This window comes from Sphingomonas pollutisoli (assembly GCF_029167165.1).
Classification (GTDB): Bacteria; Pseudomonadota; Alphaproteobacteria; order Sphingomonadales; family Sphingomonadaceae; genus Sphingomonas; species Sphingomonas pollutisoli.
The window spans coordinates 1-12697 of record NZ_JARFNJ010000030.1; the positions used below are offsets into that span (position 1 = coordinate 1).

General features: G+C 66.9%; 20 protein-coding genes. 18 read left to right on the forward strand and 2 right to left on the reverse strand.

All coding sequences use genetic code 11. The features are described from left to right. The first annotated feature begins 43 nt into the window (after nucleotides 1-43). From PX554_RS25850 to PX554_RS25885, 8 genes are all read left to right on the forward strand, one after another. The gene (locus PX554_RS25850) at nucleotides 44-622 is read left to right on the forward strand and encodes a zincin-like metallopeptidase domain-containing protein (protein ID WP_338061627.1); all 579 of its coding nucleotides are present in this window, start codon (nucleotides 44-46) and stop codon (nucleotides 620-622) included. 15 nt (nucleotides 623-637) lie between these two features. After that, nucleotides 638-1117 carry a hypothetical protein gene (locus tag PX554_RS25855; RefSeq protein WP_275504974.1) on the forward strand — a complete coding sequence of 160 codons (480 nt, stop codon included), beginning with the start codon at nucleotides 638-640 and terminating at the stop codon, nucleotides 1115-1117. A gap of 40 nt (nucleotides 1118-1157) precedes the next feature. Beyond that, a complete protein-coding gene (locus PX554_RS25860) occupies nucleotides 1158-1472 on the forward strand; it encodes a DUF7673 family protein (RefSeq protein WP_010408907.1) in 315 nt (104 codons plus the stop codon). Between the two features lie 111 nt (nucleotides 1473-1583). Then, entirely contained in the window at nucleotides 1584-1748 is a 165-nt protein-coding gene (locus PX554_RS25865; RefSeq protein WP_275504975.1) for a hypothetical protein, read from the forward strand. 51 nt (nucleotides 1749-1799) lie between these two features. After that, entirely contained in the window at nucleotides 1800-2444 is a 645-nt protein-coding gene (locus tag PX554_RS25870; RefSeq protein WP_010408914.1) for a hypothetical protein, read from the forward strand. A gap of 37 nt (nucleotides 2445-2481) precedes the next feature. Continuing rightward, nucleotides 2482-3105: a DUF6927 domain-containing protein gene (locus tag PX554_RS25875; protein ID WP_010408917.1), complete on the forward strand. Its 624-nt coding sequence runs from the start codon at nucleotides 2482-2484 to the stop codon at nucleotides 3103-3105. Then, on the forward strand, nucleotides 3102-3347 hold the full coding sequence (locus PX554_RS25880; protein WP_079247040.1) for a hypothetical protein: 246 nt from the start codon (nucleotides 3102-3104) through the stop codon (nucleotides 3345-3347). The genes PX554_RS25875 and PX554_RS25880 overlap by 4 nt, the downstream gene beginning before the upstream one ends. Next, nucleotides 3344-3862, forward strand: coding sequence for a thermonuclease family protein (locus PX554_RS25885; protein ID WP_010408925.1), 519 nt, complete (start codon nucleotides 3344-3346; stop codon nucleotides 3860-3862). Before PX554_RS25880 ends, PX554_RS25885 begins: the two co-directional genes overlap by 4 nt. A gap of 63 nt (nucleotides 3863-3925) precedes the next feature. Here the strand turns inward: PX554_RS25885 and PX554_RS25890 are convergent, their stop codons facing one another. Beyond that, nucleotides 3926-4450, reverse strand: a complete 525-nt coding sequence (locus PX554_RS25890) for a hypothetical protein (protein ID WP_016510268.1) — start codon at nucleotides 4448-4450, stop codon at nucleotides 3926-3928. A gap of 75 nt (nucleotides 4451-4525) precedes the next feature. On the opposite strand from PX554_RS25890, the gene PX554_RS25895 reads away from it, so the two are divergent. Both PX554_RS25895 and PX554_RS25900 read left to right on the forward strand, forming a co-directional pair. Next, nucleotides 4526-5833, forward strand: a complete 1308-nt coding sequence (locus PX554_RS25895; RefSeq protein ID WP_275504976.1) for a hypothetical protein — start codon at nucleotides 4526-4528, stop codon at nucleotides 5831-5833. Nucleotides 5834-5876: 43 nt separating this feature from the next. Beyond that, nucleotides 5877-6332 (forward strand): hypothetical protein, encoded by a 456-nt coding sequence (locus PX554_RS25900; RefSeq protein WP_066760066.1) that lies wholly within the window; start codon nucleotides 5877-5879, stop codon nucleotides 6330-6332. Here PX554_RS25900 and PX554_RS25905 read toward each other — a convergent pair. Further along, complete coding sequence (locus PX554_RS25905; protein ID WP_010408931.1) at nucleotides 6284-6466, reverse strand: CsbD family protein; 183 nt, start codon at nucleotides 6464-6466, stop codon at nucleotides 6284-6286. The two genes, PX554_RS25900 and PX554_RS25905, sit on opposite strands and share 49 nt — an antisense overlap. A gap of 171 nt (nucleotides 6467-6637) precedes the next feature. On the opposite strand from PX554_RS25905, the gene PX554_RS25910 reads away from it, so the two are divergent. The 8 genes from PX554_RS25910 to PX554_RS25945 all read left to right on the forward strand — a co-directional run bounded on the left by PX554_RS25910 (nucleotide 6638) and on the right by PX554_RS25945 (nucleotide 12695). Then, nucleotides 6638-7306, forward strand: a complete 669-nt coding sequence (locus tag PX554_RS25910; RefSeq protein ID WP_010408933.1) for a DUF7007 domain-containing protein — start codon at nucleotides 6638-6640, stop codon at nucleotides 7304-7306. An 11-nt stretch (nucleotides 7307-7317) separates the two neighbouring features. After that, nucleotides 7318-7872 carry a hypothetical protein gene (locus PX554_RS25915; RefSeq protein WP_010408935.1) on the forward strand — a complete coding sequence of 185 codons (555 nt, stop codon included), beginning with the start codon at nucleotides 7318-7320 and terminating at the stop codon, nucleotides 7870-7872. A gap of 16 nt (nucleotides 7873-7888) precedes the next feature. Further along, the gene (locus tag PX554_RS25920; protein ID WP_010408937.1) at nucleotides 7889-9094 is read left to right on the forward strand and encodes a helicase HerA domain-containing protein; all 1206 of its coding nucleotides are present in this window, start codon (nucleotides 7889-7891) and stop codon (nucleotides 9092-9094) included. Continuing rightward, nucleotides 9091-10365 carry a hypothetical protein gene (locus tag PX554_RS25925; protein WP_275504977.1) on the forward strand — a complete coding sequence of 425 codons (1275 nt, stop codon included), beginning with the start codon at nucleotides 9091-9093 and terminating at the stop codon, nucleotides 10363-10365. The genes PX554_RS25920 and PX554_RS25925 overlap by 4 nt, the downstream gene beginning before the upstream one ends. Continuing rightward, a complete protein-coding gene (locus PX554_RS25930; RefSeq protein ID WP_024310655.1) occupies nucleotides 10362-10547 on the forward strand; it encodes a hypothetical protein in 186 nt (61 codons plus the stop codon). The genes PX554_RS25925 and PX554_RS25930 overlap by 4 nt, the downstream gene beginning before the upstream one ends. Nucleotides 10548-10640: 93 nt before the next feature. After that, nucleotides 10641-12338, forward strand: coding sequence for an ATP-binding protein (locus tag PX554_RS25935; protein WP_275504978.1), 1698 nt, complete (start codon nucleotides 10641-10643; stop codon nucleotides 12336-12338). A 1-nt stretch (nucleotide 12339) separates the two neighbouring features. Beyond that, entirely contained in the window at nucleotides 12340-12534 is a 195-nt protein-coding gene (locus PX554_RS25940) for a hypothetical protein (protein WP_062126497.1), read from the forward strand. Next, nucleotides 12531-12695, forward strand: a complete 165-nt coding sequence (locus PX554_RS25945) for a hypothetical protein (protein ID WP_275504979.1) — start codon at nucleotides 12531-12533, stop codon at nucleotides 12693-12695. The genes PX554_RS25940 and PX554_RS25945 overlap by 4 nt, the downstream gene beginning before the upstream one ends. The last annotated feature ends 2 nt before the right edge of the window (nucleotides 12696-12697 follow it).

Sequence of the window (12697 nt, forward strand, 5' to 3'; positions counted from 1 at the left end):
ATGCGCTGAAAGGTGCACGTCCGGTTCGGAGGGGGGCCGAGCAATGTTCTCTCTGAGACCTTGCCGGCCTACCCTACTCGATCAGATCGACGGTCTCCCGGCGTATTATTATCCGGTGCCCGCACCGCCCGAACCGCGCATCGAGAGCCGGCACCGCGCCGCGATCGATGCCTTCTTCGGAGGCCTGCCGGCGACCGTGCGGCATGGCGGCGATCAGGCATTCTATTCGCCGATCGGCGACTATATCCAGCTACCGCAGCGCGGCGCGTTTCGCTCGGACGATCATTACGCCAGCACGCTCGCGCACGAATATGTCCATTATTCGGGCGCGCCGCAGCGCCTCAACCGCGAGTTCGGCAAGAAGTTCGGCGACAACGCCTATGCGTTCGAGGAGCTGGTCGCCTGCATCGGCCAGTGTCTGGTGTGCGCCGACCTCAATCTGCCCGGCGAGCTGCACGACAACCACGCCAGCTACGTCGATCATTGGCTGAAGATCCTGAAGGGCGATTCAAGCGCGATCATCAAGGCCGCGGCGAAAGCCGAGCAGGCGGTGACCTGGCTCCATAACGCCGCCGCGGGTGGCGCGCCCGGGATCGACCAACCCGAAGCCCTCGCAGCATGACCTGGAGATCGCACCATGCACATCGAATTGCGCAAGCTGAAGGTGGTCGACGCTTTGTCCGAGGAAACGACCTGCTACTCGGCCGAGATCTGGATCGATGGGCAGCGCGCCTTCCTCGCCTCGAACCGCGGTCATGGCGCCGCGGACGATTACCATGCCGTCGGCAGCGTCACCGAACAGGCGGTCGATGCCTGGCTCGCCGCCAACCGGCCCGTCTCGCGGCTCGGCGACAGCGTCATGCCGTACTGCCTCGAATTCGAGGTGGCGGCGCTCATCACCCGGATCGAGGAGGCGAAGCGGCTGCGCCGGCAATGCCGGACGAAGCTGGTGACGATCGAGGGCGACCAGGTGTTCTGCTATCGGCTCAAGGCCAGGACACCCGCCGGCGTGCAACGCCTCACCCCGTCGGCGCGCATGGTCAACGGCGATGACGCCGCGCTCGACGAGGCGGTCGCCGTGATGATCGCCCAGGCCGGGAAGCACGCCCCATCCTGATCGCATGACAGCTTCCACCCGATAGGACAGGATACGCACCATGCAACCGCAACGCCGCCCCCTCATCCGCGCACTCGCCTTCGACGAGGTCGGCGCCGCGATCGGCCGCCTCGTGGATGTCGCCTCGTCCGATACCGGGCAGGCCGCGCGCGTCGCGGACTTCCTGCTGGCGTGGTGGAATGGTGACGACAACGGCCACTTCCCCATCCTCCACCTCAGCAACTGCGACGCGATCATTTCCGAGGACATGCTAATTGTCATGGCCTGGCTCGCGCAGGAGCCTGCGATCTATCCCGATGCGTGGGGCTATCGTGACGCAATGGTCGACCTTGTCGGCCGATGGAGGCTGCGATGAGCGCACGGCCGTTACAACCATTATGGGCCTGCTTTCGTTTGCCCCGAACGCAATCATGGCGGCAGACCGTAGTGGGAGACTGGCATGAGCGATAATATACGGCTCGCGCTAATGCGGCAGGCGCTCGCGCGTTATGACGCGACCGACGACGGAGCGACCGTTGCCGCCTGTCATCTGCAGGCCGCGGTCGATGCGGAGCAGGGTCTGCGGCCTATGCAACCGGGCGAGGACATCGATCCTGAAATACCGGAGCAATTACGTAACTGGTTATCGTGAAGGGGAGGGGGAGCGAATTTCTGAGCGCGTGAGGCGCTCGGGAGATCGCTCATGCCCTACGATGTCGCCTTCCGCCACCAGCAGGCGCTCGACCCGAGCGCGCTGGTCACGATTGGAGCAAGCCTTCACGCCATCACCCGCGCGATCGACGACTGCCGCAACGCCGGCATCGCCTTCGAGACCGATCCCGCGGTCATCCTGCTCGCCCGCCATCTCGCAAGCGTCACCGCGCGGCAGTCCGAAGACGCGCTCCTCAAGCGGCGCTGCATGGACCGTATCGCCGAGCTGCGACAGCACCCGGCGCTGCTGACGCTCGCGGTGCGCGGCGTCGCGCACGATGCGGCCGCCAAGGATCGCTTCCACAGCGACGGACGCAAGGCGCTGCGCCGGCTCGCCGAAACGCTGGGGCTCGACCCCGCGCACTACGACCTTCGCTCGAACCGCAGCCACGCCTCCCGGTCCGGCGAGATCACCCTCCACGGCGAGGAGCTGTGGATGCAGCTATCGCTCCACGGCACCATGGCCGACCGCGAGGTCATCTACCGCCGCGTCAGCGGTCGTCACGATCACCTCGGGGAGCGCGACTGCTACGCCTCGATCCGCGACCTGCTCGCGCCCGAGCGGTTCGCCGTGCGGCTGCGCAAGGAATTGCGGCTCACACCGCCGGTCGCCGAGCCGGTCAGCCTGTTCGGCTGATCGATCACCCGTCCACACACGCGAAAGGACCGCCATCATGGGCTGGCTAAGCATGCCGCTGTCGTCGATGTTCCCGCACACAGGCCCCAAAGCCTATCTCGACGCGCAATTCACCTACGACAACCGCGATGCCGACGGGAAGGGCAAGGCGCTGCGCGTCATCGCCTCTTCCTGCCTGCGCAACAAGGTCTGGTACGCGGCCGTGGTGCCGTCGACCGACGGCACCGACGAACCCGCCTTCGCGGCCGTCTGCCTGGTCAGCTGGAATCCGCGTGCCAAGGACGGATTCGTGTTCGCCTACAAGGATATGACCGAACACGCCGGGCCTTGCGAGGCCGAATGCCCCGAGCGCATCCTCTCGCTGCTCGGCGATACCGACGATCCCGGTGCGCTCGACTGGCGCCGACGCTGCCTCGAGCGGCTCGCGACCCCGGTACGCCCGCTCGAACACGGCATGCACATCCGCTTGCCGAGCAAGGTCACCTTCGTTGACGGCTATGAGGGAGACGAGTTCATCGTCCACAAGCGCGGCCGCAAGATCTCGCTCGCGATCCCCGGCAACAGCTACCCGAAATATCGGATCGGTAACCTTCGCAAATGGGCGTGGACACTCGTGCCGCCCAAGCCCGAAACTCGCGTCCACAAGACGGTGTTCGGTTGATCGCCGACATCCCCCACGTCAGGATCATCGCCATGTCCGCCCCGTATCCGCCCGTCACACCCAGCCCGAAGCGGTCGCAGCTCTGCAGCCGCGCCCATGCCCAGCGCGTCGCCATGCGGATGTTCGATGCCGGCGCACGCCAGGTCTCGATCGTGCGCACCGGCGATCCGCTGCAACCCTTCCGCGTCCTCCCGGTCATCGTCGACGGGCCGAACGTCGAAGTCGAATTGCGCTACGCATGAGGGGCGCGCTGCTCCTCGGCATCGCCGCGCTCGCCGCCTGCGGGGCAGGGGCACCCCAGGGCCACGACGGTGCGACGATCACCGGCGAGGGGCGGGCGATCGACGGCGACACGGTTTCGGTCGATTTCCGCCTGTCGGGGGCCGACGCCTTCGAGCGCAAGCAGATGTGCTCGAAGGACGGTGCCTGCTATCCATGCGGCAAGTTTGCTCAGGATTCCGCCTCGCGTATCCTCAAGAGCGGTGTCGCCACGATCCGCATGACCGGCGCGAGCAGCTATGGCCGCCCGATCGCCATCGTGACGGTCGACGGCTACGACCTGGGCGAGCAACTCATTTTGCAGGGTCTGGCGGTGCCGGCGACGCAATATCTGCGCGGCGATCCGCAACGCGCCGCGCGCTATGTCGCCGCGGCAGAACAGGCCCGGTCAGCGGGTCGCGGTGCCTATGCGGGGGAATTCATCGATCCGGCGCGCTGGCGGCGCGGGGAACGCCTCGCGTGCGAGGCGCGTTATTGATATCCCCCCCTTGGAAGAGGCGGTCCGGCATGCTCCCTTGCCGAACCGCCTTTTCTTTTGTCGTCAGCCCTTGAGCTTCGGACCGGGGCCACGATCGTCGGAATCGTAATCGGGTCCCGGGTCATGCGACCAGGACGCGCCGATCGCGAACGCCGGGTCGAACCGGCCCAGCGGACCGTCCGGCTCGGCCGCGACATACGGGTTGACCAGCGGCTTCACCGGCAGCTTGTTGCGGTAGATGTGCCCGGCGATGCGACCGCGCGCCTCCAGCAGCTTCTCCAGCCAGACGAGATCGTCGAGCATGGTCACGACGCCCTTGCCGGCGACGCAATAATAGAGGCACCGCTGGAAATCGTCGCACGCGGTGCTGAGGATCGTGGTCAGCTTGACCTTGCCCTCGTTCTCGCCCTCATGAATCCATTCGAGCGATTCCCGCAACTCGCGCGCCGAGAGATACGCATCCTCCGGATTGCTGCCGATGCACGCTCCGGCGAGCATGCGCCGGGTGACGCGAATATCCAGATCGACCGACAATTCGGTGAGCACCGCGTCGAGGTCGAACTCTCCGATAAATTCCGAACGCTTCATGGCCAGCTCCTTTGTTCATTGAACGTAACGTGAACAAAGGCGACAAGGCAAGCATTATGGAGTAGCATCACCACCATGTGGCTCGTCCCGCGCGATACCCGGGGTCTAACCTCCCGCTCGCCCGTCCCCGACGTGGTGCGCGAGGCGCTGGTGCGCTGGTATACCGGCGAAGGCGAGGACAGCGATCACCGCGCGTCGGTCATCATGGTGGTCAAGGCACGCGACCATCACCAGTGGATCGCCTGCGACTGCCTGGGGGAGGGGACGGACCCGCCGCTACTCTCGCCGGCCTATCTCTCCGAAGCCGAAACCTATTACCTGCGACGCCTTACCAGTATCCGCCAGCGTCGCCCCGAGCATGACGTCGACTGCCCCTTCTTCCGCGAGCAGGCACCGCCCCGCATCCGCGAGAAAGCGACCGCCACCCCGCGCACGATCAACGAGCCGGACGGGCTGTTCTCGGCGCACCGGCTCGCCCCCGAGAAACTGGCGCAGCTGCCCGACGACAGCGAACCCGACGATCGCACCCGCGGCGTCGCGATCCCGCGCCTCGCGCGGCTGCTGTGGCAGCTGATGGAAATGGCGCAGGTCAACGTCGTCGAGCCGCTTGAGGTCGGCGAGCCGCGCACCACGTCGATGGCGAGCGAATTCGCGGCGATGCGCGCCGCGGCCGAACGGGTCCAGATCGCACCGGGTATCCCGCTCGCGCGCCATCTCTACACCCACATCGACCCCTACGAACGCGGCATCGTATTCGCGAAACTGCGCGAAGCGGCGAAGAAATGGCCGACCGAGCACGCCCCGCAGGCCTTCCTCCTGCTCTATGCGATCGACGTCTCCGGCTCGACCATCACGCTTGCCGAAGGGCGCGAGTTGATCGTCAAGAACCGCATCCGCCACATCGGCGTCCACCAGCGCCACATCGGGCCACCCTATCTGGTCCTGGCCGTCGTCGGCGAGCACAACCCGCGTGAGGGCTATGCCTGCCTGCGCGCCTATGCGCAGCCGATCGCGCGCCCCACCAACTTTGTCGCGATCCACAATCTCGCCGAGCGCAAGACGATCGTCGGCCTGCTCGATCTCCAGTACCGGCTTCGCCGGCGCGGCATCGGCGTCGGCTTCAAACGGCTCCTGTTCGATATCGCGACGTTGATCGGGGAGATGCGTCCAGACCTTCTTCTCGACCTGCGCGACTTCACCACCGGCGAGGTGATCGAGGCGGCACTCGAAGTCGTCACCGGCGATGACGCCGACACGCTCGGGTTGAAACTGCGTCAGGTCGAAAAGCTGCGCGAGATCGCCCCCGTCGTGACGATCCATGCCGAGGATCTCGAAGGTGACAGGCTCGAGGCCGCCGTGCTCGACCAGCTGCACATCGGATGACGTCGTTCACAGGAATTTAATCGAGGGCCATCATCCTCGCGTCATGGCATCGACCACCCAGGCCAGAAACCAGCGGCGGATCCTGCGCTGGGCGCAGTCGTCGCTATGCGCCGGATGCGGAATGCCCCTGCCGAGTCCCCGGCACCTCGTCCGCTATCATCCCGATTACCCGACATTCGACCATGTCACGCTGCGCAGCGCGGGTGGACGACGATTACTGTCGAACGGCCTGCTGAAGCATCTGCGCTGCAATCAGGCACGGGGCGCGAGGCCGTCGACGGGGTGCGATGCGATCTGGATGACCGTGGTCGCGGCGCGGCTCGCCGATCGCCCGCGCAGTCTCAAGCCGATCTTCAAAGGTGGCGCTCGAAATCCCGCATTCCCGCCGCGCAAGGAAAAGGCCGCCCCGGTTTCCCGAAGCGGCCCGATTGTGTCATCGAAGGTCGAGCGTCAGATGTCGTCGCCGAGCGTGCCCTTGACCGAACCCTTCACGTCCTGAGCGGACCCCTTCAGCTTCTGGGCCTTGCCCTCGGCTTCGAGGCTCGCATTGTCGGTCGCCTTGCCGATGCCTTCCTTGACGTTGCCGGCCAGCTTGTTACCCGCCGCCTTCAGCTTGTCAGTCGCTTCGCCCATGATTGATCTCCTGTCGTGAATTGTCGGGATAGATAACAATTTGCGCGTGCCGCGTTCCGCGCTGCCCCCCACGGCTGCACCATGATCGGTCCTGCCCGCCGCCGGCAATCCGGGCGACCGGATGAAGGAGAGAGGGAGGGGATCTGTCGATTCCATTGAGGGAGACGACAGATGACCCCGTTCCAGCCCAGCCCCCAGCCCGACACGACCCCCTGGGACGCGCCCGATCGCGCCGACCAGGTGCTCCCCGGTATCTGGCGCGTGTGGACGCCCAGTCATGGCGGCTATGTCCTGTCGGACGAACGCCAGGCCGCGATGCCCGACGCGCTGCGCCGCGACGATCCCTTCTATGAGGAAGACGTCGATTATGCGCTGGTGCTGTACGGCTTTGGCAGCGAGTTTCGCCGCCTGCCCATTCCCGGCATCGCCCTGCAGGTCGAGAATGCGCGCCGCTCGGTCCGCTGCTGGCATCCCGATCGCTGGACCGCGCTGACCGGCGAGGAGGTGTCGATCCACGACAGCCATGTCGTTCGCCGCCGCGCCGCCTATCAGGCGGTCATCGGCCAGTATGAAAGCGTCTCGGCCTCAGGTTCCTGGGCGGACTGGGTGCCCGAGGGCAAGGTCGGCTGCGTCTTCCGCCGTGTCGTCAGCGTCGATGCGCTCGGCTTCGCGCGCCACGAAGGCGAGCCGATCCACGGTCTCGTCGACAAGGATCGCTACGAACGCCGCCAGATGCCGGAGACGTTCCAGAGTCTCGGCGCGGTCCGCGTCGAGAGCACCGCTCCGATCTCCAAGCAGGTCGACGCGAGCGCGCTCGCGCATCTCCTCCCAACCAGCTGAAAGGACACGCCATGAGTGTCTATCTCTATCTGTTCCACGGCCGCGCCACGCCCGACGAGGACGTCGAAAGCTGGGGCTGCGAAGGCCCCGCGATCGGCCCGCTCGACTATGTCCATACCACCTACGGCAGCGAGGTGAAGATCCGCGGCGCGGAGGCGATCCTGGAAAAGTTCTTCCCGGATACGGAAATTCATTTCCACGACGGCTACGGCGAACACGCCATTCAGCTCGCCGGCGACTGCTTGCCCTACGACGGCAAATTCTACGGTGACTGGTCGATCTGCACCGGGGATCGCTTGTGCTCGCCTGCCGCCTCCCGGGTCAAGCCGGTGTGCGACGACTGCGGCAGCGACAACGTCACCAAGGACGCCGTCGCGGCCTGGGATGAGCCCGAACAGGCCTGGGTGCTGCTCAGCACCTACGATTCCACCACCTGCCAGGACTGCGAGCGCGAAAGCGACGACATGCTCGAATGGCGGACGCTCGATGGTGCGCCCGCTCCCGATCCCGACGCTCCCGCCATCCCAGCCAACGATCCGGCGCCCCCTGATGCCGACGCCGCCTGACCCGGAGGACCACGCCATGACCTGTGTCACCCCGATTCGCGCGCCCGAGGCCGCGGACAATCGCGTACCGCTCGGCCATCATTCGACCGGCACGCTCAGCCTCGACCTCGATCGCCTGCTTGCCGGACGCCTGCTCATCCAGGGCAGCTCCGGGGCGGGCAAGAGCAGGACCTTGCGCCGGATCATCGAGGAGGCGTTCGACTATACGACGCTTGCGATCGTCGACCCCGAGGGGGAATTCGAGAACCTCGCCCGCCATATCGGCGCGACCACGATCCGCGCGGTCGAACTCACCGCCGACGGGCTGACGGCCGCGGCGACGCGCAGCCGGCGACATCGGCTGTCGATGCACATCGACCTCACCGACCTCGATCCCGACCAGCGGATCATCAAGGCAGCCGCGTTCTTTGCCGGCCTGGTCGGCGCACCGCGCGAGGACTGGGCGCATACCATGCTGGTGTGCATCGACGAGGGCCATCTGCTCGCACCGCATGTCGCCGGTTCCGCGCTCGATGCCGATGCCCGCCGGCTCGGCGTCGCCACCCTGACCGACCTGTGCGCGCGCGGCCGCAAGCGCGGTCTCGCCCCCGTCATCGCCACCCAGCGCCTCGCGAAGCTCTCCACCTCGGTCGTGTCCGAGCTGCAGAACGTGCTGGTCGGGCTCAACGTCTTCGACCGCGACATCGCGCGCGCGGCCGACCTGCTCGGCTTTCCCGCGCGTGACGCCGACCTGCTGCGCAACCTCGCCCCCGGCGATTTCTTCGCGATGGGTCCGGCGCTGTCGGCAACCCCGGTGCTGGCGCATATCGATCCCACCATCACCGAACATCTCGGCAAGACCCCGGAACTGCGTGCCGCCGCGTCCGTCGATGCCGACGAGGCGGCGAAGCTGCTCGATCTCGCGGGCCTGGCCGAGGTCGCGGACCACGGCCCCGCCATCGCCCTCAAGGGCACGCGCGCGCTCGACGCGTTCCTGCTCGATCCCGCTGCGACCGACGCGGCCGCGATCATGGACGCGCTGAAGCGCATCTCCCCCAACGCCAGCACCGCGCGCGACCTCGCACGGCACCTGTCGCTCGACGCCGAGCGCACCGACCGCGCGCTCAACCTCCTGTCGGCGATCGCCGCGGTCGACACCATGCCCAAGGGCGACGACCGCATCGCCCGCCTGCATGCACGGCTGCGCGCGCGGCTGAGCGACGTCGCCGTGGTGTCGCTGTGACCGACCTCGCGCCCGATATCGTCGAGCTGGTCGCGTGTCCGAAGCTGCCCGAGCCGTGCGGGCGCCTGCGCGAGATGCCGTTCCGGCACGATGCCTGGACCCCCGACGAGATCGCCACGGTCGAACGCATGTTCTGCGACGACGCCGCGATCGACGACATCGTCGCCGCGCTCGGTCGCGGCCGCGCCGGCGTGCGCGACAAGATCGCCAAACTGGGCCTGCGCCGCAATTCGTCGCGTCCGTGGTCGACCGACGAAGACGCATGGCTCACCCGCGAATATGGCCTTCGCCCCACGGCCGATCTCGCTGGAGATCTCGGCCGCGCCTGCACCAGCGTCTATGCCCGCGCGGGCGTGCTCGGGCTGACCGAAGGAAATCCTCCAAAATGGAGCGACTGGGAGGATGCCCAGCTGCGCGCCGGCTACGCGCAGGCGATCCCGATCGCACAGATCGCCACGCTGATCGGACGCCCGCTGTCCGGCACCGCGACCCGTGCCAACGCGCTCGGTTTGCGCCATCCCAACAAGCCCGCTGACTGGACCGAGGCCGAGGCGACGCGGGCGCTGACGCTGGCCGGGGAGGGGCTTCGTTATATCGCGATCATCGACATTCTCGCCACAGAGGGCTTTCCGCGCAGGACCAAGGCTGGCTTCGGGCCGCACCTGCGCAAGCTCGGCTATGGCCGGGGATGGGGCCGCAACTGGACCCCTGACGAAGACACACTGCTCATCCGCGCCTATGCCGACGGGGCAAGCCTGACCCCGCTCACGACCAGGCTCGGCCGCACGAAATGCTCTATCCGCTGGCGCGCCGACTATCTCGGGTTGCGCGGCACACATGCCAACCGCGACGGGTTCCGGGGCGGGCCGGTGTGGAGCGACAATGATCTGGAAAGGCTGCGCGACCTTTACGGCACGATGCCGATGGACGCCCTGGCGACGAAGATGGGTCGCACCAAGGCTTCGCTGTTCACGCGCGCGAACATCCTCGGCCTTGTCCACGGCTATCACCGGAAATGGACCGAAGAGGAGATCCGGGTGCTGCGCATCGCGCACGACTTCGGCGTCGCGCTGCCTGATGTTGCGGCAGCGATCGGCCGCAAATATCCAGCGGTCCACAAATATGCCGAAAAGCACGAGCTTCGCTTCTCGCGTCGCCCGCGCCGCGCAGCCCCCTGGACGCTCGCCGAAATTATCGCGCTCGATCCTTCGGGAACGGGCGTCACCGACCATGTTGCCATCCCCGGCACAATCGATGAGGAAAAGCCATGACGCCGCTTCGCCTCGCCCGCGATATCGCAACCGGCGCGCCGATCGACCGCGACACCCGGCGTGCCCGCCTCCTCGCGGCGCGGCGCTATGCGATCAACTCGGTCCCGCGTCGCGGTATCCTCAGCGGTCACTGGGACGCGGGCACCGTGGTCGGCGCGTTCCGCGACGGCAAGGCAGGCTGACCAGGGCTCGGCCCGATGCGCCGATGAAGGAGAGAGGGAGCGGGGAGGGAAGGCGTGACGGACGCCTGAGCCCTTTTCCAGGAGCGCACTCCCATGATTCCCGCCACTATCGCGACCGCGGTCGCCCCCGAGACGATCGCCAAGGTCACGCGCCTGTTCAACAATACCGCGTTCGACGTCATCTGCGAACTCCTCCAGAACGCGCGCCGCGCCGGTGCGACCGGCGTCGCGCTCGCGCTGAACGGCGCCGGCGCCGAGCACTTCCTGCACATCACCGATGACGGCCACGGCATCGCCGATCCGGTGAGCATCGTCACGCTCGGCCGCTCGGGCTGGTCCGACGAGACGCGCCGCGCCGAAGATCCCGCCGGCATGGGCGTGTTCAGCCTCGCAGGCCGCGACGTCATCATCCGCTCCTTCTCGAAACCCGACCGCCAGGGCTGGATGGCGCATATCCCGGCCTCGGCGTGGGAGACGAGCCGCCCGATCGCGATCGAACCCGATCCGATCATGCGCGGCACCGCGATCACCGTGCGCGTGCCCGACGAGTGGCTGAAGACGCTCGAGCGCGACGTGGCCCGCGCCGCCAAACATTATCCGGTTCCCGTGACCTGGAACGGCGCGGTCCTTCCGCAGGAGGACTGGCTGAAGGACGCGGTCCATGTCGAGGAATGGTACGGCGTGCGCATCGGCGTGTTCCAGAAACACCCCTCGCATTATTCCTCGCGCGACGGACGCCTCAACTTCCACGGGCTGACCATCCCGTGCGACCTGCCGTATGTTCAGGAAGTCGACCGGGGCGGCCACTGGATCGCGCGGGTCGACATCTTCGACGCGCCGCAAATCCAGCTCGTCCTCCCGGCGCGCAAGGAAGTGGTCGAGAACACCGGCATCGCCGCCCTGCGCGATGCGGTCCGGCTCGCGATCTACCGCGCGATCGAGGCCGCGGGGACGCACCGGCTGTCGGCGCATGACTGGCGCGAGGCGCGCTCGCTCGGTATCGCACTACCCGAAGCCGAGCCCTATCTGTTCGCATGGACCGCCTATGCGGCCGACAGCTCGCGCAACTACAAGAGCGGCGCACGCCTGACCGACACCGGCATGGTGCTGATGCCCGACTTCGATGCGCTGATCGGCCAACCCGCGCAGGCGGCGATCGCGAAGCATAATCCGTTCGGTGGTCCGCTGGTCGAGGCCCAGGACGCGTTCAAGGGCTATGGCTGGTACGATATCCTCGCCCGTGTCGAGGATATGCGGTTCCGCGTCACCCAGGGCGACCGCACCTTCATCGTCTCCAACAGCCGCGAAGCGCCCGCCGAGGCGGAAAACGGTTGGGTCGAGGCTATCACGCTCGAGGCGACGATGAGCCACGCCGGCGCATTCATCGAGGTATCGACCGACGCGGATGTCGCCTTCGCACCCGACCAATGGTCGTGCAACTCGGTCGACGAGACGTCCGTCTTCGTCCGCCGGGGCAGCGAAATCACCGCGCTCGGCGTCGCCGACATCCTCGAAAGCGCGATCTTCTATGCCAGCGACGACAGCGATGCCGACAGCTACGATACGCAGCTCGAGCGCTTCCAGGCCGATGCCGCCGAACGAATCATCGGCCTGCTCGAAGGCGACGATGCCGCGCTTGAGAACCGCATTCGCGACAAGCTGGCGGGGCATTATTTCCTCGTCCCCGAGGACCGGACGGTCACCGTCGTCATCAATCGCGACCGGCTCGACGTGACGATCACGCCCCGCGCGGTTCCCGCCGCGCCCAAGGCCGCGGCGGAGGACGCGTGACATGGCGCGCTACAACCACGCCTACACGCTCGCCTTCAGCCTCGTCTCGAACGACGACAAGGGCCACGACGTCGATGCGCGCCAGCTGAAGGCGGCGCTGCTCGCACGGATCGAGAATCTCGACGAGGAGGGTAGCTGGATCGAGTCTGCCGGTGCGCCCTATGACACCTATCTAGAACCGGAGGAGGCGCCATGACCGGCGCGCCAGTTCCGGTCGTGCCGCTGGCGCCGCCGCCACCAGTGGTGCTGGCCTACGGCATCGGCGTCGACAGCACCGCGCTGCTCTGTGGAGAATCGATAATCTCATTTGGCGCCTGCGGTTGCAGGCGGCATCTGGTGACCGTCGAGAACCATTAATC